Below are 18,591 nucleotides of genomic sequence, written 5' to 3' on the forward strand. Positions count from 1 at the left end.
TTACGTAAAAACAACAAACTTTGAGAAAACAGCCTAATAGTTTTAAAAAGCAACTTTTCTATAAGAATTTACTTTTCATCTAATTTCCTCTATAGTATACCTTTCACCATATTATGATAGAGGAGTAATCATATTGGAATATCTTTTTACTTCAGATCGATTAGGCTATCGGTTATTACAATTAGATGATATAAATGTATGTGCATTATTTTGGGGAGATGAGGAAGTAATGGCTTATTGTGGAGGAAGTACTTCAGATGAGCTGCTCCCACATGTTATTGCTTTTTATGAACAATCTCAAAAAGACAACCGTTTGTCAGTGTATGCGGTAGTGGAGTTAGCGACAAATAAAGTAATTGGTGCAGCCGGATTTAATATCGAACATGATTCGGACAATCCTGAACTGATTTTTCATTTTATCAAAGATGCTTGGAATAAAGGTTATGCGACAGAAGCTGCGATTGCTTGTTTAAATTACGCTTATCGAACAAACCTTGTCCAAAAAGTAACTGCCTCTTCTTCCATTCTTAACAAAGAAGCTATCTCTGTTTTAGGGAAAATCGGTTTTCAATATATTGGGATTAAATATTTTGAAGATACCGAGCAAGAAGAGGCATTTTTTGAACTAGTTTTTTAAACTACTTTTTATGTGTTCACAAGTCTAAAGATGATAAATAAAGCACCTAAAAAATAAGATAGATTGCAATTTTCATTGGCAATCTATCTTATTTTTTTAGCTATTGAAAGCATTAAAACAAGTCCATAAAAGCATCCACAATTTCTGGATCAAAATGACTTCCACTTTGTTCCTTAATAAAAGCTAACGCTTGTTCCTCTGTCCATGAATCTTTATATGATCTTTTTGCAACTAATGCATCAAATACATCCACTATCGCAACGACTCTTGCTTCAAAAGGAATATCCTCTTCTTTTAAACCGTATGGATAGCCTGTACCATCCCATTTTTCATGATGATATTTTATGATGTTTTCCGCTACTTTATAATTGTTCATAAATTCATAATGTAAGCCTGTCGATGTTTTGCTTAATATATCTGTTCCTATTAACGGATGCATTTCTATAATTTTTCTCTCATATTTTGTCAACGAACCCGGTTTGTATAGTATTCCTTCTGGAATGCCTGCCTTTCCTATATCATGCAAAATACTTGCATGAATTATTTGATATAAATATTGCATAGAAAAACGTTGACTATTTTTTGTAATAAACGAAGCAACTAATTTTTCTGTTAAATGTTGAACACTCATTAGATGCTCTTCAATTCCTGGATCGCGAATTTCACAGGAAATAGCCAGTACGCGCAATAATTCTCTTTCTGTTCCTATTTTTTTACTTTCTGGAATATATACACCCTGTTTTAATTGCTCTAATTCACGAAATACGCCAATATAATATACTTCATTATCTTCTAAAATTGGAGTGATGGTTAAAGAAGAATGCCAAAGATCTCCACACTTTTTTTGTTTATTAATACTCCAGACCAAGGTTTATGATGATTTATTGCATTTTTTAAAGAAGAATATGTAGATGAAGGGGTTAGCGATGATTTGAGAAAGTTTGCTTGCAATCCTATAACGGTGTCCCTAGTATACCCTGTGATATGCTCATATTCCTGATTTACTTCTAATATTGTATGGTTAATATCTGTAATCATTACTGCATCTGCTAATTTTAAATAACCCTCTATGCAAAAGGGGATTTGTTTTACATGATTCAGAAGTACCACCTTCCTTTTCGTAAGTTAGTCAAACTTTAAACCAGCTGCCTTTATATTTCTATCGTCTTTTAAAAAATGCTTTTTGAACTTCTATTACTTTGCAACCATTAGAATAATAACATATTTAAGATGTTATTAACGTTTATTATAGTTAATAATTATAAACTTTTTTTGAAATACCTTTTAAGCACTCATTTCTTGACTAAAAATAAATCTATACACTACAATAAGTAGTGTGAGGTGTTTCTGCTTGAAAATTAATCAGTTTAAGTTTAATGAAAAAGGTTTAAATCGTTTTTTCGGACCATTAGAGTCAAAAATTATGTCCATTTTATGGGAAGGGAAAGAAATGACGATTAAAAATGTACAGCAAATTTTAGAAAAAGATAAGGTAGTAAGCTTCAATACTGTAATGACCGTAATGAATCGGTTAGTGGAAAAAGACATATTACAAAAACGCATCGAAGGAAGAACTTCTCTCTACAAACCTGTTCTTTCTAAAGCTGTTTTTTTAGACAGACAGTCAAAAGAACTTACTCATGAATTAATGGATGAATTCGGATCCCTTGTTGTTAATCATATGCTGGATGCATTAGAAGATGTGGATCAAGATTTAGTAGAAAAATTAGAACAAAAAATAAAAGATTGGAAAAAGGAACAATAGTATGAAAAAAAATTATGCTAATGCTCTTTTTATAACAAGTACTATTATTTCATGCATTTTGCTTATGCAAATGATTTGTTATCTTTTTTCTATTTTTTACGGATTTTCTTTAAGCTTTAATCTTTTTCAAGCGTGTCAGCAACTGTTTCAAGTAATTGGTGTCCCTTTTATTGAATATGTGCTTCTAGGATTAGTTTGTTATACCATATTACATGCTGGCTGGCTCATTGCCAAACAAACCATCCAAATAAGAAAAATGCATAAAAAGCTATTGCGTTTTGTTAATGAAGAACATAGTTTAGAATTAATGAAACTGCTGGAGAACCGTCAAAAATCTTTGCTGGTGATTGAACACCGTGAGCCACTGGCTATTACAATGGGGTTTTTCAAACCGAAAATTATTCTTTCCACCGGATTATGGAAGCTATTATCAAAAGATGAGATAAAAGCTGTATTATTTCATGAAGCATATCATCAGAAAAAACTTGATCCATTAAAAAGTTTTCTTACTCACTTATTTGCAACAGTTATTTGGTATATTCCTTTATTAAAATGGATTTCCCAACAATATATCATCATTCAGGAAGTGATGGCAGATGATTATGCAATAAAAAAGAGCGGCAATCCGATAGATATTAGTAATGCGTTACTTAAAATGATAAAAAATCGACAACAAAAAAAGCAGCTATTTACTTATGTTTCCTTTGCAGAAAGCTCTGTTAATTATCGGATTAAATATATTCTGGATCCTGATAAGGCTTATTCTGTAAGACTTCCATTTTTATCTACAATAGCTTCTCTGAATATATTTGTTATTCTTTCGATATTATTTATTATCACATTGATTTAATTTTTTTTCACGATTCACACTACATATTGTAGTGTTTATATAAAATATTATCAAAATAGGAGGAATAACATGTTTACATTACAACCTATTGGCGTACTTCTTATTCGTTTCGTTCTAGGGATTATTTTCTTTATGCATGGTTTAGCAAAGGTGCAAAATGGAATCGAAAATACAGCAAGCTTCTTCACAAGCTTAGGGTTGCCTGGTTTTTCCGCTTATCTCGTAGCTGGAATAGAACTTATCGGAAGTGTGCTTATTATTATTGGTCTTGGAACACGAATCATTTCAGTATTATTTGCAGCAATTATGGTAGGTGCCATTTTTATGGTGAATGGAAGCAATGGCTTTGTTGGCGGCTATGAATTTGAATTATCTTTGCTTGCCATGTCTCTATTCCTAGCATTTAATCAGGAACAGGCATTTGCACTAGATAATATCATCCCCTCTAATAAAAGCAAACAACAAAGTGCCTAACTATTTTAATTGAAGGCTGTTTTCTAGAAGTTTGTTGTTTTTGAATAAAATAGTAAACATGCTTGAAGCACTAAGCAGCCCGAATACACGTAGAATCCTGCTTAGAAAAGCGAGAAAGACGAGACCCCACAGGAGCATAGCGAAGAGGAGGCTCGGCACTCGTCCTCGGAAAGCGAAGTGTATTCAGGGCTGCGGGGTAAATAATAACAATCTATACCAAAAGAGCCTAATTGAATGAAGGAGAATACATGGTAAACAAAAAAAATAAAAATAAACCTTCTAAGTTTTTATACTGGATTATTGGAATTTTCATCTTTTGCATTATTAGTCTTGTCATTTTATCAAACTTGCCAAAAGATGCTGTTGCCATTGATTATACAGATCAGCCTTTTTTAGGAGAAGATTCCGCTGATGTCAGCATTATTGAATTTGGCAACTATAAATGCCCAGTTTGTAAAAATTTTAATGAATCCTTTTTCCCTCTTATTAAAAAAGACTTTATTGATACAGGGAAAGCAAAATTTTATTTTATGAACTACCCCTTTATTCATACCGATTCGACGAGATCTGCATTGTTTGCCGAAACGATTTATCATGAATTAGGAAAAGATGCATTTTGGCAATTCCATGAATTGCTTTTTGAAAAACAGCCCGATGATATAAAATATGAGAATATTGACCTTTATACTGAAGCGTTTTTAAAAGAAACGTTAAAAGAAATGGCTTCCGATGAAGAAATGGAGAAAGTCGTTCAAGCATTTGAAGAAAATAAGTATAAAGATTCCCTAGAGAAAGATTTGTCTTACGTTCATTCCCTTTCTATTACCGGTACACCTACCATTTTTATTAATGGTATAAAATTTGAAGGAAATACGTATGAAGAATTAAAAGAAATGGTTAATAAAGCAGCTAAAAATAAGTAAAGACAGCAAAAGAATCCATTTTGAAAAAAGATTAATCAAAATGGATTCTTCAATCAATAAATGTCCCTTGCTGAGAGAAGTGGTCACTTTACTCCATTAAGGACGGAGAAGTACTATTGGTACATCATTTTCAAATAATGGTGCTAAAAATATTTTGCTTCCCCTCGATTTTAATCTAGTATTGCTCTTTATAAAGTTGGGATCTTTAAAAAGCAGCTTCTACCGTCCGAATAATTTCGTACAGTGTTTGATTTACAGGTGTGTCAATATTCAGCCGTTTTCCATAATCTATTACTTTTTCTGAAAACATCGAAACTTCTGTTAAACGCTTTGCTTCGATATCTTGCAGCATCGATGTTTTTCCATCTTTGCTTATTTTGCTTAAAATATTGTCGAAAAAATCTTCCATATCTTTTTCTTTTAAATCAATGTTTTGTGCTTTTGCAAGTGCAATAACCTCTTTCATCGCGCGCATCGCTAAATCTCTTGCAAAACCAGGTTGTTGAAAGAAGCCATATGGTGATCGAGTTACTGCGGAAACTTGATTCATCCCTACATTTATCATAAATTTATACCATAATGTTCGCTCCATATCTTCTGGAACTTCAACTGGAATTTGTCCTTGTTCAAAACATGCTTTGATTTGTTGCACTCTTTCCGTGATTTGATAGTTTTTCTTTTCTCCAAATGATATTTTGCCAGGATTAGAACAGAAAATAGAATTGCCATCTCTTGTAGAATCAATGCCGTTGCACATTGCGTACACTATTTTTTCTTTTCCATATACGGCAGCCAATTCTTCTTCACTTGTTATGCCATTTAATAAAGAGAGGATGGTTGTATTTTCTCCAACATGATGTTTAATAGCAGAAATTGCTTCTCCTAACTGTCCGTACTTAACAGAAACAATGATTAAATCTGCCGCTTCCCCCACTTCTTCAGGTGTTATGTATGATAAAGAAACCAATTCATTATTCACATATATGCCGGTTTGTTCATAACGCTCTTTTCTTTTTTGATCGACAATTGCTTTTACTTGAAACTCACCTGTTTTCTGAAGCATATCTCCATACACAGACCCGATTGCCCCAAGTCCAACAATTGCTATTTTTTTAATCGTTGTCACGCAGTTCTCCTCCTTGAACCATTACATTAAATAGAACTTTTTCGAAATTTTTTACATATTCATCATAACATGCGGAAACTATGTATTAAATGGAAAAGACTTATTCTTATCACATGAAAAAAGGACCAGTTTTGGCCCTTTTTCATGAATAAATTCTTTTTATATAACTCATTGATATCTTCGTATTCCATAACAAATCTTATAAATAATCTCTTTTTTTGGCTGATTTCCAACTTAATACAGGAATCAATATAAGCAGGATAAGGACAGCAATTGTCATGATTGGTTTATCTTGAAATGGCAGTGGAATATTCATGCCAAAGAAACCGGTAATAGCCGCAATAACTGCTGTAACAACTGTAATCATTGTTAATTTTTGCATCGAATTATTTGTTCGTGCAGACACGATGGAAAAATAGGTGTCCATCGCACCAGATACTAAATCCCGAAACACTTCTAAAGAATCAGCAATTCGTTCTAAATGATCGACCAAATCCATAAAATAAGGAATATTTTCTTCTTGTACTTTAAATAAATAACGATTTCCTACCGAAGCAAATATCCGTTTTTTTGGCTGAATGACCCTCCTAAATAAAACGATTGTTCTTTTAAGCGCAAGGAATTCTTCTGAAATTTCCTGTGCCGGATTGATATACATTTCGTCTTCCAGTTCATCAATCCGTTCTGATATTCGTTCTAATATAGGAAAATATTCATCGACAACCTCATCTATAATCGCATATAAAAAGTAATCTGCCCCTTTTTTCATCTTCTTTTTAGAGTGTAGAATGCTATCTACTACTTTTCCTATTGCTTTTATTCGTTTTGGATGAACTGTTACAATAAAATTTTCACCTAAAAATACATTTAATTCCTGTGTTGTAATTTCCACCTCTTCTTCTTCATTATAATTAACCGCATTAAAAACAAAAAAAGTATATCCTTCATAACGATCGACCTTCGAACGCAATGTATGCTGCAAGCAGTCTTCGATTGCAAGCGGATGGAAATCAAAAATCTCCGCAATTTTTTGCAGTTCTTCTTTCGTCGTATCATAAAGATCTATCCATAGAAGAGTATCTTTCTCATTTCCTATTTTTATATAATCTTTTATATCCGTTAAATTAATATTCTTCTTTACTTCTTCATTTGTTTTTGTGTAAAAATATGTCTTAATCATACTCGTCACCTCTTCATTCGATTAGAGGCAATAAAGATGTTTCTATTCCCGTTTATCTTACTTGTTGAAAAGTGTTAAGAAGAACGGGAGGGACCTTTATTTCCTCATGTGTTTTCTCTTTTTGTTCATTTATCCTACTCGGATCATCTGCTCCCATTCTTCCCCACCTCCAATTTAGAAAAGCGCAAGCGCCTTGTACAGCTCTGAAGAAAAATGTTCACATGACTCAAAAAGTGCTTTTTACTTTTAGAGGCATGGGGTTATTTTTCACAAGAGCTAGGCGCTGAAGCTAGACATCCATCTAACTTCAAAAGTTACACTTTTCCCTATAAAAAAAGACTTCTTTCCAATCGCAAGAAGTCATAATAAGCAATATTCAGCTTCATATGTCTTCCCTCGTTTCGTTTTAGCACTGTATAGCATAGGAATATCCAGCTACATTAAGAAAAACCTTAATCCGATTTTTCCTGTTGACCCATTGGCGTCTTTGGACATTTTTGGGCAGCAGCGTATCTCTATACAGGAGCCTCACTTAACAGAAAACAAACTATTTCGTATCATTTATAAATGTTTATCCACGTACACACTATATACCCTTGAAAACATTTTCGTCAAGTCCTATTCCACTAAATATTTCTAATTCGTTTGACAATTATTTAGTTAAATTCCATGTAATAACAAGTCCTAAATGTGTCAGTCCTCCTCCGAATCCATAAAGTAATAACGTGTCGCCATTCTCAACTTTTCCTTCTTCAATTGCTAGATTAAGTGCTAATGGGATAGACGCAGAAGAGGTATTCCCAAAATACTTCATGCTAGTCAACGTTTTTTCTATTGGAAATTCTGTTTTTTCACAAATTGATTCAATCATCCTTAGATTTGCACTATGTGGTATAAACCAGTTAATATCTATTTTATTTAATTCTGCCTTCAGCAATAATTCTTTTATTCCTATTGGTAAAGTTCGAGTTGCCCATTTATATACTTCCCTGCCATTTTGGACCATCTTTCCAGTATCCGTTAAAGGTTTGTTATTCATCGTAGTTGCAAAGGTTGTTCTGTAAACATGCATACCCCCTTCTCCATTTGTTCCCATATGATGAGCAAGGAAGCTAGGATTTTCGGGATCATATTCAACTAGCATTGCACCAGCACCGTCTCCAAATAAAATGCAGGTTGATCGATCCTCATAATCCGTTACTTTTGATAAAGTTTCGGTTGCAACTACCAGTACCTTTTTATGAGCCTCGGACGTAATTAAATTATTTGCTAAGTGCAGGCCATATGTGAAGCCTGCACAAGTAGCATTTAAATCAAACGCTCCTGTACTAGGAATATGAAAGTGACTTTGAATTTGACATGCGACACTAGGAAACGCATAGTCAGGAGTTGTAGTTGCTACAATAATACAATCAATATCTTCTAAATCTTTTTTATAATTCTCTCTAAGATTTTCAATGGCTTTAATAGCCATTGTTGATGCATATTCTTTATCTCCTGCAATTCTTCTTTCCTTCATGCCAGTTCTTTGTACAATCCATTCATCACTTGTATCTACGATTTTTTCTAAGTCATCATTTGTCAGCCTTTTTTCAGGTACATAAGTGCCAATAGCTGTAATTCTTGCTTTTGATTTCATCTGTTTTTCGCCCTCCTTAGTTAAACACCTAGTTTTATAACCTAATATTAACACTAGGTGCTAAATTATATCAATACTTTTCCTTGAAAATAGTGGAAATAAAATGTGATTATTCCTTTATCACCTGATTTTTTCTTTTATCTCACCATGTCATTGTTTACATAGTCTTACAAAAGCAACTTTTGTAATGTTAGTAAAAAAGCATTCCTACCTATTGTAGAAATGCTCTGTTGTGATATATTCACCAAATCATTCCATTACCTTTTCACAAGTGATAATAATTTCTTTTTCGTTGCATCTTCACTTGTGTATAAAATATAAGTATCAGAATTGGTTTTTATTACTATTCTTTCGGTTGTAGGATATGGAAATCCGATTCGAATAGCCGCTTTTTCTTCACCAGCATAAGTATCATCTTCTGTTACTTTGACGATTTCGGATAAAGGAATGTCTATTTTAGCCAATTGCCAGTTTATTATGAGAACATCATTCAACAGTTTCACTTTAACTTCTAACATATAAATCTTCCTCCTTGTTTCATTTCTTACATCATATACGATTACTTTTTAAAAAAGATTCCTATTTTTACCACTACTAACGAAAATTTTTTCCTCATTTCCGTTTTTTTCATTGTTTATATAGCATCCTCTCCTGTTTTTCGTTACACTCTATAGTAGAAAATGTCAAAAATGTGGTGGTTATTATGTTTAAACTATTGTTAATTGAAGATGATAAAACTTTATTTCAAGAGATGAAGGACCGGTTAAATCAGTGGTCCTATGAGGTTTTTGGCATCACGGATTTTAACCATGTGATGCGGGATTTTACGGAAAAAAAGCCTGACTTGGTTATTATTGATATTCAACTGCCAAAGTATGATGGGTTTCATTGGTGCCGGATGATTCGCTCCCATTCCAATGTTCCGATTATTTTTCTATCATCAAGAGATCATCCAACCGATATGGTGATGTCAATGCAGCTTGGTGCCGATGATTTTGTCCAGAAACCTTTTCATTTTGATGTGCTAATTGCCAAAATTCAAGCAACCCTCCGTCGAGTGTATAACTATAGTGTAGAAAAAAATGAGTTGAAAACATGGTGGGATGCAACCGTGGATTATGAAAAGAATACAGTAGAAAACAGTGCTGGAACGATTGAATTAACAAAAAATGAAATCTTTATTTTAAAATTGCTGATTGAACAAAAAAATAAAATTGTCAGCCGCGATCACTTAATAAACAGTTTATGGAATGATAAACGTTTTATCAGTGATAATACGCTAACAGTTAATGTCAATCGACTGCGAAAAAGGCTCGATAAAATCGGTCTTGGCACGTTTATCGAAACAAAAGTTGGCCAAGGCTATATCGCAATAGAAGAGGAATCGATATGATTAGAACCTTTCTTTCTGAAAAACGAAGCTGGATTTTGTTTATTCTATTTTTACAACTATTAAGTCTTTTTATCGCAAGTATGGATCAGAGGCTTTCCTTTCATTCCATGCTATACATATCTTTTTTAGCCTTGCTTTTTCTCGTTGTTTTTTTACTGCTGCGCTATCAAAAAGAAACGGCATTTTATAAAAGTTTAGCAGAAAGGGAAGATAATCTTGATTTAACAAGCGTTGCAGATCCTGAAAGCCCTTTCGAAAAAATTATTGAAAAGAGCATTAAAAATCAAACAGAACTGTTAAAAAAAGAAGCGCAGCAAAATTTAATTATGCTGGAAGAAGAAAAAGATGAACTATTAGCCTGGATACATGAGGTGAAGACACCATTAACTGCCCTTCATTTAATGATCGACCGCCTGGAAAATGAACCAATAAAAGCGCAGTTAACCTATGAGTGGCTTCGAATTCACCTTTTGCTTGATCAGCAGCTTCATCAAAAAAGAATCCCATTTATGCAAAATGATTTGTATATCGAAAAAACAAATATAGAAGCAATTATTTTCGATGAAATTAAAACATTACAATCGTGGTGCATTCAAAAAGGAATTGGTTTTGATGTAGAGTTAGAAGCAACTGAAGTCCTTAGCGACAGCAAGTGGCTTGCTTTTATCATTAGACAACTTTTATCCAATGCAGTAAAGTACTGCGAAGCATCTGACATTATCATATGCAGCTGTCAAAAAGGTGAAAATAGTGTATTGCAAATCAAAGACAGCGGAATTGGCATTGATGCTAAAGATCTTCCCCGCATTTTTGATAAAGGCTTTACCTCCACAACAAATCATATGAACAATCACGCGACCGGCATGGGATTGTATTTAACAAAAAAAGTGGCAGATTCCTTGCTTATTCATCTAGAAGTGGAATCCATGCCGAAAAAAGGAACAACCTTTACGTTAACCTTTCCGAAAAAAAATGATTTTGTACTTCTTAACATCAAGTAATGGGAAACAAACAGCTGGCAGTGACAAAGCATGTGACAATTTTGTCACATGCTTCCTTTATTTGTTCGGCTAATCGAAGGAATTAATCACCATATCTTTTTATAATAAACGTATCAAATAAAGGAGTTGTCAAAAATGACTATTTTAGAAGCAAATAAAATTCATAAAAGCTATGGAAATAAGTTTAATAGGCAAGAAGTGTTAAAGGGATTGGATCTTCGTATTCAAAAAGGCGAATTTGTCAGCATTATGGGAGCATCTGGTTCTGGTAAAACCACTTTCTTAAATGTGCTCTCTTCTATTGATAAAGTCACAAACGGTACGATCAAAATTGAAAACAAAGAAATTACAGGCATGAAAGAAAAACAATTAGCTACGTTTCGCAAAAACCATCTTGGCTTTATCTTTCAAGATTATAATTTATTGGATACTTTGACGGTAAAAGAAAATATTCTTCTTCCTTTATCTATTTCCAATGTGCCGAAAAAAGAAGCAGAGGAAAAATTTAATACGCTTGCGAAAGAACTTGGCATTTACGAGTTAAAAGATAAATATCCAAATGAAATTTCCGGCGGACAAAAACAGCGAACATCCGCTGCAAGAGCTTTCATTCATGAACCGAGCATTATTTTTGCCGATGAACCAACAGGAGCACTTGATTCTAAATCTGCTTCCGATTTATTAAATAAACTTAAGCTTTTAAACCAAAATCGCAAAGCAACAATTGTCATGGTTACTCATGACCCAGCTGCAGCGAGCTACTCAAGCAGAGTCATTTTTATAAAGGATGGGCAAATTTATACACAATTAAATAAAGGCGAACAAGAAAGACAAAGCTTCTTCCAAGATATTATGAAAACACAAGGTGTGTTAAGCGGGGTGCAATATGAACATTAATCAGCTTATCCTGCGAAATTTAAAAAAGAATATCAAAAATTATTATCTTTATGTATTTGCCCTTATTTTTAGTGTATCCTTGTATTTCGCTTTTGTGACCTTACAATATGATCCGTCCATGGATGCAACGAAAGGTTCATTAAAAGGAGGCGCTGCCATTCGTTCTGCTTCGATTTTATTAGTTGCGATCGTCGGTATCTTTCTGTTTTATGCGAATACGATTTTTATTAAACGCCGCAGCAAAGAAATTGGACTATTCCAGCTAATTGGAATGACGAAAAATCGCATATTCCGAATCCTTATTACAGAAAATATTATCTTATATTTTGGCTCCTTGCTGATTGGAACTTTTATCGGCTTTTCTTTTTCGAAATTTGTTATCTTAATTTTATTTAAAATAACAGGCGTTAAAGGAATTGCAACATTACATTTTTCATCACAGGCACTTGTTCAAACGATACTTGTTTTTTGTGCAATTTATGTTTTTATCATGTTGATGAATTACGCCTTCATTAAACGACAAACGATTTTAGCTTTATTTAGAGTGAAATCTTCATCGGAAGGCAGAGTAAAAAAATTATCTATTTGGGAAATATTGATGGGTATTGTTGGTATTATTCTTGTTATTGTCGGCTATTATATTTCCTCCAGACTATTTGATGGAGATTTCACTACGATGAATGAATTGTTTATGGCAATGGTTGTCATTTTAGCGTCTGTTATTATTGGAACTTATCTTGTCTATAAAGGATCTGTCAGCTTTATTTCTAATATTATTAGAAAAAGCAAAAACGGCTATTTGAACATCAATGAAGTGCTTTCCCTTTCTACGATTATGTTCCGAATGAAATCAAATGCGCTTTTATTAACGATTATTACAACTGTCTCTGCTCTTGCTATTGCCTTATTGTCGTTAAGCTACATTACCTTTTATTCTGCAGAGCAATCAGCAAAAAAGAGTATTCCGAACCAGTTTGCTTTCAATGAAACAAAAACAGCCGATACCTTTAAGCAAACATTAGCAGATAAAAATATATCATCCAAAGAAACAATCATTCCCGTTATTCAGGTGAGTACTGATTTAAAGAAAATCCTCGCTTCTGAACCAAAAGGAATGACGCAGGATATGAGCAATATGCCGATTGCTGTTGTGAGCGAAAACAGTGTCAAAGGAGTGGAAGTAGGAAAAGAGGAAGTCCTTTTTACAGGCGTAAATGACGCACTACAGCGTTTTATGGGCTTTAAAGATAAAGGAATTGTTACATTCAATCATAAAAAAGGATTTATTCCCCTTAACTATTTAGGGTTGAATAAAAACACAGTCGTTTCCTTTAATTTCACAAGCGGCGGGCTGCCTACAGCCATCGTCGATCAAACTGTTTTCCACACGCTGGCTGATAATATTGATAAAAATATACAAATGAAATCTACTACCTATATCGGCATTGATTTACAAGACGAAACAAAAATGGAAAAAGCCAATCAAACGTTTCATGCGCTGGCACTTGATGAAAGCAACCATTCCCGCCTCGATATGCTAAACCATCAAAAAAGAATGATGGGACTGACAATGTTTATCGTTGCCTTTTTAGGACTTGCTTTCCTGGTTACATCTGGATGCATCCTCTATTTTAAACAAATGGATGAAGGCGAAGACGAAAAATACAATTATACGATTTTACGAAAATTAGGTTATACACAAGGTGATTTACTGAAAGGAATTCAAGGCAAGCAGCTTTTTAACTTTGGAATTCCGTTGGTCGTTGGACTGCTTCACAGCTATTTCGCCGTACAATCCGGCTGGTTTTTCTTCGGCACCGAATTATGGACGCCAATGATTATTGTCATGGTGCTATATACAGCACTTTACTCTATCTTTGGTATCCTGTCTGTTTTCTATTATAAAAAAGTGATTAAAGCTGCTCTATAAACAGAAAAGTGGTGTCCCTAAAAGTAAGCATTTTTTGTAGAGAAACATTAGAAAGCATATCAACTGTAAGACCAAATCGCATTATGATTTAGTCTTTTCCAACCCTAGTTATATTAACAATTAATAACTTTTATCATTTAAAAACATATAGCAAATAACATACGAAATATCAGTATGACAACTACAATTGCCATCTTGGCATTTGGGTTGTTTAATTAATTGCTAATTCTACCTCTGATTTAAAATGACGAAAAGTAAATTGTAATTATATGTTAATATAATAGATAGATTACTTAAAAGATTAGCTAAGTAAAAATTAACACGAGGGGGATGTATGCGAAAGTTTTTGATTTCTATATTAATAATAGGTGTAGTATCTATTGGAGTATATTTTATTATTGGGCTATCTAGCACTAAACCACCTTCACCAATCATAACTGTCGGAGATAAAAAGGTGGAAGTAGCACAAGGTTCGTATTGTTGGGATGGACTATTTAATTCAGTTTGTGCTGATACTAGTTCTCCACCGGAAATCATTAAACATCAAGAACTAAAACCTGTGGTCGTATCACCACAATCCCAATTGAAAATAGAATTCGAAAATAAGCCTAAAGAAAATACATTAGGAGTAAATAGATGGCTTACCAATGAAAAAACCGAAAATGTTCCATTAAGTGATAACGTAATACTATTGCCAAAAGAAAAAGGTGTGTATTTGTACGATGTTTCTGCAAGATGGGAAAAAGGAAGTTCAAGTTATGCCTTTGTAATTGAAGTTCAATAGTAACCTTCAAGGTAATGGTCTTCATTTAACAAACCAATATAATTTTTATCAAAAACGCTTGGGTTTATCCCAAACGTTTTTGTATGCTAAATATACTAATATTTGATTTTTCACTGTTATTTTACATTTTCTCCACATTATCTGAACTACTTCCCAAATAGGACACCACTTTTTTACATATTATACTTGCACTTCATTTAAAAATTGCATTTTCAACTGTTTTCTTGCTCTGTAAATTCTTGTTTTTACAGTGCAATGTTTAATGCCAAGGATTTCGGCAATTTCATTCTCTTTTAAGCCATGTTTTATTTTTAATAAAAATACTTTCTGATATTCTTTATTCATCCGTCCAATTGCATCATTTATTCGATCGAAAAATAGGTCGGCTTCCACTTTGTCTTCTACATGCTGCTTTTCCGTTTTTCCGAAACAATCAAGCATATCTTTCTCCATCAAGACACCTTGCTTTTTTCGCTCTTTCCGGACAAAGTCAATCGCTGTTCTTGTTGCCGTTACAGATAACCAGGCGCCTATCTTTTTCTCATCCTCTATGCTTCCCATTTTTTTCATAGCTTTGATGAATGTTTCTTGAACAACGTCTTCTGCTAAATGCCGATCTCTTGTGATGGAGTAGCTTATTTGAAATAAGCGTTGATAAAATAAGGGAAATATTTTTGAAATATCCGTTTGACTCTCCATTATTTGCTCCTTTCTCCTTACTCCTCTTTTAACGAAATGCTTACTTTAAACAAATCTCCATCTGTTTCCATCGTAAATATCCCATCATGAAGTTCGACAATGGACTTGGCAATGGCAAGCCCAAGGCCTGACCCTTCTGTATGGCGGGATGTATCTCCTCGCTTAAATCGTTCATGCAGCTCTTCACTGTTGCCGCTTAGTTCATATTTTGAAATATTTTTAAAGGTAATGACTGCTTGATTGTCTAATTTTTCAATTGAGATATAAACACGGGAATGCTCTAGGGAATACTTTAAAATATTGCCGATTAAATTTTCAAAAACCCGCCATATTTTTTGACCATCAACAAAGGCATACACTGGCTTCTCTTTGTGAGTTACTCGGAACTGTAAAGTAGATTCGTTGATGCCTTCATCGTATTCTGCCAATGCCTGCTGCAATAGTTGCACAACATCGACTTTTTCTTTTTTCAGCTCAATATTGCCGCTTGCCATTTTCGACACTTCAAATAAATCATCAATCAGCACCTTTAACCGCTTCGATTTCCGGTCAATAATTTCAAGATAACTCACCTGATCTTCACTTGTGACAGACCCCGATTTTAGTAGCTGTGTATACGTAATGATTGAAGTCAAAGGCGTTCTAAGATCATGGCTGACATTTGTAATTAATTCTGTTTTCAGCCGTTCGCTTTTTGCTTGTTCACTTTGGGATGTTTTTACTGCTTCCGTTAATACATTCATATTGCCTGCTAATTGTGCGAATACTGTTTTCCCGGACACTTCGAGATCCGGTCCTAATTTCCCTGCTGCAAGTTCATTTGTTTTCAGTACGATTCTATTAAAATAGTCGATTTTTTTTACTAAGGTCATGGCTAATGGGAAACCTATAATGATAAGGATAAGGATATATATAAAGATAAAATCCGGTTCCACTACTGACAATGTTGCTAAAAGGCCTAACCCGAAAATAGTTGTTAACATCATAAATAATTGCCTGCCGACACTTTGATTTAAAAATGCTTCTCTTACACGATGGACTGTTTTTTTGCAGAGCAAGATTAAGATAGAAATAGTTTTACTTACCAGCGCTTTACTCCACTCTTTTTTTAATTGCTTCCAATCTCTACATGCTGATAATAGTATTTTTCCTTGAATAATCGTTAATCCCCAACAAAACGCTCCGATGAGAAGAAATATGATAATATCCTGTAGAAATAAAGTATCGAATATATATTCTAATTCAGTAGTTATTCCGTAAATGCAGAAACCCGTACACACAATCGTTGTGATGAAAAATAAAACACATATATCAATTGGGATTTTTTGATAAAGAGATTTGCAGCTTTCACTTACTTTTGTTATTACTCTAGATTTTTTCCCGATAATAAAAGCGATAATAAGTGTTGCCATACTTGATAACGAATACACAAATAAAATAAATTGCTCCTGCTTATACTGATTGTACGCCTCCATAAGAACACTAGAAGTGGATAAAGATTGGGATACACCAATTTCCCCTTCAAACCTTCCAGGCTTATCTATTGTTATTAAATCGTCCAGCTGCACATAATCGATAAATCTATCATCAATAAAACCATTACTTGTTACCGTATAGTCTGTATGAAACAGCATATTTTTTGTATTCATCACATTCTTTCCAGGTTTTTGTTCAGAAGGCGTTAAATTCGTATATACTTTCCCTGTTTTATCATTTTTAAAATAATAGCTAAATCCTTCCATGTTTACGTAGTAATCTATACGGTATGATTCTTTTTCACTATAATAACTTTCTAATTTTTCTATTTTTTCTTTTATTACTTTTGATTTTACATGCTCATCGCTTTCAAAATTCTCCTTAATATCAGCAATTTTTTCATCTCTTTCTGCTATATATGCATCTGCTTGCTTTTCATTTTCCTCTGCATAAGCTTCTGCAATTTGCTGTTTATACTGTTCTTTTATATTAGCAACCTGGTCATCTAGCTTTCCATATCGATAGCGGTGCTCATTAATTTCTTCACCTGTCACTTTTATTAATTTTTTCGCGTCTTCCAACGGAATGCTGTATAATTCAAAGTCACTTAAATACTCGGCAAATTGATCAACTACTCGCTTAAATTGCGGTGTGTTGAAATAATCTTTATACCGATAATCCTTCACTAATATGTAAATCGTGAATAAACCGCTTACTCCAATTGTAAATAAGAGAGTCCAAACGACAAAACCAATGCTATTTTTCCATCTTGTAGCCAATGCCCCACACCACCTTTAAATATCTTGGATTTTTTGGATCAATTTCGATTTTTTCTCTAATTTTGCGAATATGTACGGCAACTGTATTTTCGGCATGATAACTCGGTTCTTTCCATACTCTTTCATAAATCTCCTCAATGGAAAATACGCGTCCTGCATGTTGGATCAACAGCTCGACAACCTTATATTCAATTGGTGTGAGCTTTACCGGCTCTCCATTCACCTTTACTTCTTTTGCTTCTGCATCTAATGTCAGTCCGTTTAAATCAATGACTTTATTGATGCCTTCGAATGTGCCGAATGTCACATACCTTCTCAGCTGTGATTTTACCCGGGCAACAAGCTCCATCGGATTAAATGGTTTCGTGACATAATCATCTGCGCCAACTTGCAAGCCTAATATTTTATCCGTATCTTCACTTTTTGCACTTAACATAATTATAGGGATGTTTTTTTCTTCCCGTATTTTATAAGTAGCTGCAATACCGTCCAGCCTCGGCATCATGATATCTAAAATGATGAGATGGATTTCTTGTTCATGGATTAATTCCAACGCCTCGATTCCATCTTTCGCTTTTAATACGGTGACTCCTTCGTTTTTTAAATAAATTTCAATCGCATCGCGGATTTCTTTTTCATCATCCACGACTAATACATTTAACTTCTCCATGTTTCCCCTGCTTTCTTCTATCTTTTCTCTGTTTATATCATAATGGGAAAATCTTAACATTCTCGGATGAAAAATCTTAAGATTTTCTTAATATTTCAGGTTGAGCTTATGTATAACTAAAAAAATTTTAACAAAAAAAGGATCACCTGTAATCGGCAACCCTAAAATTAATATTGATATTGCGTTGGTACATATTTTTATTGAGGTCTTGGGGCTTTTATTTTCTCTTTTTCACCTAGTTCACGAGAAAACTCTTCATCAACATGATTCGGTGCTATTTTTAAGTTTTTTGGAGTTTGAGGTAATGAATTTTTATTGCCCGATGATACTTGATTGTTTGCTCTTCCCATTATATTGCCTCCTAAATG

At 33.7% G+C, this 18,591-nt stretch carries 20 protein-coding genes and 1 riboswitch; of the genes, 10 read left to right on the forward strand and 10 right to left on the reverse strand.

Going from position 1 to position 18,591, the window contains the following annotated elements; translation table 11 throughout:
* Window positions 1-133: 133 nt before the first annotated feature.
* Window positions 134-637: a GNAT family N-acetyltransferase gene (locus tag ACTYA4_RS19720; protein WP_443481589.1), complete on the forward strand. Its 504-nt coding sequence runs from the start codon at window positions 134-136 to the stop codon at window positions 635-637.
* 112 nt (window positions 638-749) lie between these two features.
* Here ACTYA4_RS19720 and ACTYA4_RS19725 read toward each other — a convergent pair whose 3' ends face one another.
* Window positions 750-1,505: an HD-GYP domain-containing protein gene (locus ACTYA4_RS19725; protein WP_443481588.1), complete on the reverse strand. Its 756-nt coding sequence runs from the start codon at window positions 1,503-1,505 to the stop codon at window positions 750-752.
* Window positions 1,448-1,747 (reverse strand): PAS domain S-box protein, encoded by a 300-nt coding sequence (locus ACTYA4_RS19730; RefSeq protein WP_445505847.1) that lies wholly within the window; start codon window positions 1,745-1,747, stop codon window positions 1,448-1,450. Before ACTYA4_RS19730 ends, ACTYA4_RS19725 begins: the two co-directional genes overlap by 58 nt.
* A 241-nt stretch (window positions 1,748-1,988) precedes the next feature.
* Between ACTYA4_RS19730 and ACTYA4_RS19735 the strand changes: the two genes are divergently transcribed.
* From ACTYA4_RS19735 to ACTYA4_RS19750, 4 genes are all read left to right on the forward strand, one after another.
* Window positions 1,989-2,402, forward strand: coding sequence for a BlaI/MecI/CopY family transcriptional regulator (locus tag ACTYA4_RS19735; RefSeq protein ID WP_443481587.1), 414 nt, complete (start codon window positions 1,989-1,991; stop codon window positions 2,400-2,402).
* A 1-nt stretch (window position 2,403) separates the two neighbouring features.
* A complete protein-coding gene (locus tag ACTYA4_RS19740) occupies window positions 2,404-3,252 on the forward strand; it encodes a M56 family metallopeptidase (protein WP_443481586.1) in 849 nt (282 codons plus the stop codon).
* Window positions 3,253-3,321: 69 nt separating this feature from the next.
* Window positions 3,322-3,726 (forward strand): DoxX family protein, encoded by a 405-nt coding sequence (locus tag ACTYA4_RS19745; protein WP_443481585.1) that lies wholly within the window; start codon window positions 3,322-3,324, stop codon window positions 3,724-3,726.
* A 248-nt stretch (window positions 3,727-3,974) separates the two neighbouring features.
* On the forward strand, window positions 3,975-4,649 hold the full coding sequence (locus ACTYA4_RS19750) for a DsbA family protein (RefSeq protein ID WP_443481584.1): 675 nt from the start codon (window positions 3,975-3,977) through the stop codon (window positions 4,647-4,649).
* A 205-nt stretch (window positions 4,650-4,854) separates the two neighbouring features.
* On the opposite strand, the gene ACTYA4_RS19755 is transcribed toward ACTYA4_RS19750, so the two are convergent.
* The 4 genes from ACTYA4_RS19755 to ACTYA4_RS19770 form a co-directional block, all read right to left on the reverse strand.
* The gene (locus ACTYA4_RS19755) at window positions 4,855-5,775 is read right to left on the reverse strand and encodes a ketopantoate reductase family protein (RefSeq protein WP_443481583.1); all 921 of its coding nucleotides are present in this window, start codon (window positions 5,773-5,775) and stop codon (window positions 4,855-4,857) included.
* 199 nt (window positions 5,776-5,974) lie between these two features.
* Entirely contained in the window at window positions 5,975-6,955 is a 981-nt protein-coding gene (gene corA / locus ACTYA4_RS19760) for a magnesium/cobalt transporter CorA (protein ID WP_443481582.1), read from the reverse strand.
* 385 nt (window positions 6,956-7,340) lie between these two features.
* A riboswitch (M-box (ykoK) riboswitch) is annotated at window positions 7,341-7,502 on the reverse strand.
* Window positions 7,503-7,607: 105 nt separating this feature from the next.
* Window positions 7,608-8,594: a ketoacyl-ACP synthase III gene (locus ACTYA4_RS19765; RefSeq protein ID WP_443481581.1), complete on the reverse strand. Its 987-nt coding sequence runs from the start codon at window positions 8,592-8,594 to the stop codon at window positions 7,608-7,610.
* Between the two features lie 257 nt (window positions 8,595-8,851).
* On the reverse strand, window positions 8,852-9,112 hold the full coding sequence (locus ACTYA4_RS19770; protein WP_443481580.1) for a SunI/YnzG family protein: 261 nt from the start codon (window positions 9,110-9,112) through the stop codon (window positions 8,852-8,854).
* A gap of 185 nt (window positions 9,113-9,297) precedes the next feature.
* On the opposite strand from ACTYA4_RS19770, the gene ACTYA4_RS19775 reads away from it, so the two are divergent.
* The 5 genes from ACTYA4_RS19775 to ACTYA4_RS19795 all read left to right on the forward strand — a co-directional run bounded on the left by ACTYA4_RS19775 (window position 9,298) and on the right by ACTYA4_RS19795 (window position 14,599).
* Complete coding sequence (locus ACTYA4_RS19775; protein ID WP_443481579.1) at window positions 9,298-9,987, forward strand: response regulator transcription factor; 690 nt, start codon at window positions 9,298-9,300, stop codon at window positions 9,985-9,987.
* A complete protein-coding gene (locus ACTYA4_RS19780) occupies window positions 9,984-10,988 on the forward strand; it encodes a sensor histidine kinase (RefSeq protein ID WP_443481578.1) in 1,005 nt (334 codons plus the stop codon). Before ACTYA4_RS19775 ends, ACTYA4_RS19780 begins: the two co-directional genes overlap by 4 nt.
* Before the next feature lie 135 nt (window positions 10,989-11,123).
* Window positions 11,124-11,885 (forward strand): ABC transporter ATP-binding protein, encoded by a 762-nt coding sequence (locus ACTYA4_RS19785; protein ID WP_443481577.1) that lies wholly within the window; start codon window positions 11,124-11,126, stop codon window positions 11,883-11,885.
* The gene (locus tag ACTYA4_RS19790) at window positions 11,875-13,815 is read left to right on the forward strand and encodes an FtsX-like permease family protein (protein WP_443481576.1); all 1,941 of its coding nucleotides are present in this window, start codon (window positions 11,875-11,877) and stop codon (window positions 13,813-13,815) included. The genes ACTYA4_RS19785 and ACTYA4_RS19790 overlap by 11 nt, the downstream gene beginning before the upstream one ends.
* Before the next feature lie 334 nt (window positions 13,816-14,149).
* A complete protein-coding gene (locus ACTYA4_RS19795; protein WP_443481575.1) occupies window positions 14,150-14,599 on the forward strand; it encodes a hypothetical protein in 450 nt (149 codons plus the stop codon).
* 180 nt (window positions 14,600-14,779) lie between these two features.
* Here the strand turns inward: ACTYA4_RS19795 and ACTYA4_RS19800 are convergent, their stop codons facing one another.
* The 4 genes from ACTYA4_RS19800 to ACTYA4_RS19815 form a co-directional block, all read right to left on the reverse strand.
* A complete protein-coding gene (locus tag ACTYA4_RS19800) occupies window positions 14,780-15,298 on the reverse strand; it encodes an RNA polymerase sigma factor (RefSeq protein WP_443481574.1) in 519 nt (172 codons plus the stop codon).
* A gap of 17 nt (window positions 15,299-15,315) precedes the next feature.
* A complete protein-coding gene (locus ACTYA4_RS19805; RefSeq protein ID WP_443481573.1) occupies window positions 15,316-17,553 on the reverse strand; it encodes a sensor histidine kinase in 2,238 nt (745 codons plus the stop codon).
* Window positions 17,531-18,223: a response regulator transcription factor gene (locus ACTYA4_RS19810; RefSeq protein WP_443481572.1), complete on the reverse strand. Its 693-nt coding sequence runs from the start codon at window positions 18,221-18,223 to the stop codon at window positions 17,531-17,533. The genes ACTYA4_RS19805 and ACTYA4_RS19810 overlap by 23 nt, the downstream gene beginning before the upstream one ends.
* Before the next feature lie 197 nt (window positions 18,224-18,420).
* Entirely contained in the window at window positions 18,421-18,573 is a 153-nt protein-coding gene (locus tag ACTYA4_RS19815; RefSeq protein ID WP_443481571.1) for a YfhD family protein, read from the reverse strand.
* Window positions 18,574-18,591: the final 18 nt, after the last annotated feature.

It is taken from the genome of Niallia yueguangensis (assembly GCF_052663115.1).

Excerpts from the sequence above, each read along its gene's own strand:
- ACTYA4_RS19740 (WP_443481586.1), top strand. The coding sequence starts at position 2,404 with ATGAAAAAAAATTATGCTAATGCTCTTTTTATAACAAGTACTATTATT.
- ACTYA4_RS19745 (WP_443481585.1), top strand. The coding sequence starts at position 3,322 with ATGTTTACATTACAACCTATTGGCGTACTTCTTATTCGTTTCGTTCTA.
- ACTYA4_RS19750 (WP_443481584.1), top strand. The coding sequence starts at position 3,975 with ATGGTAAACAAAAAAAATAAAAATAAACCTTCTAAGTTTTTATACTGG.
- corA (WP_443481582.1), bottom strand. The coding sequence starts at position 6,955 with ATGATTAAGACATATTTTTACACAAAAACAAATGAAGAAGTAAAGAAG.
- ACTYA4_RS19765 (WP_443481581.1), bottom strand. The coding sequence starts at position 8,594 with ATGAAATCAAAAGCAAGAATTACAGCTATTGGCACTTATGTACCTGAA.
- ACTYA4_RS19770 (WP_443481580.1), bottom strand. The coding sequence starts at position 9,112 with ATGTTAGAAGTTAAAGTGAAACTGTTGAATGATGTTCTCATAATAAAC.
- ACTYA4_RS19775 (WP_443481579.1), top strand. The coding sequence starts at position 9,298 with ATGTTTAAACTATTGTTAATTGAAGATGATAAAACTTTATTTCAAGAG.
- ACTYA4_RS19780 (WP_443481578.1), top strand. The coding sequence starts at position 9,984 with ATGATTAGAACCTTTCTTTCTGAAAAACGAAGCTGGATTTTGTTTATT.
- ACTYA4_RS19785 (WP_443481577.1), top strand. The coding sequence starts at position 11,124 with ATGACTATTTTAGAAGCAAATAAAATTCATAAAAGCTATGGAAATAAG.
- ACTYA4_RS19790 (WP_443481576.1), top strand. The coding sequence starts at position 11,875 with ATGAACATTAATCAGCTTATCCTGCGAAATTTAAAAAAGAATATCAAA.
- ACTYA4_RS19795 (WP_443481575.1), top strand. The coding sequence starts at position 14,150 with ATGCGAAAGTTTTTGATTTCTATATTAATAATAGGTGTAGTATCTATT.
- ACTYA4_RS19800 (WP_443481574.1), bottom strand. The coding sequence starts at position 15,298 with ATGGAGAGTCAAACGGATATTTCAAAAATATTTCCCTTATTTTATCAA.
- ACTYA4_RS19810 (WP_443481572.1), bottom strand. The coding sequence starts at position 18,223 with ATGGAGAAGTTAAATGTATTAGTCGTGGATGATGAAAAAGAAATCCGC.
- ACTYA4_RS19815 (WP_443481571.1), bottom strand. The coding sequence starts at position 18,573 with ATGGGAAGAGCAAACAATCAAGTATCATCGGGCAATAAAAATTCATTA.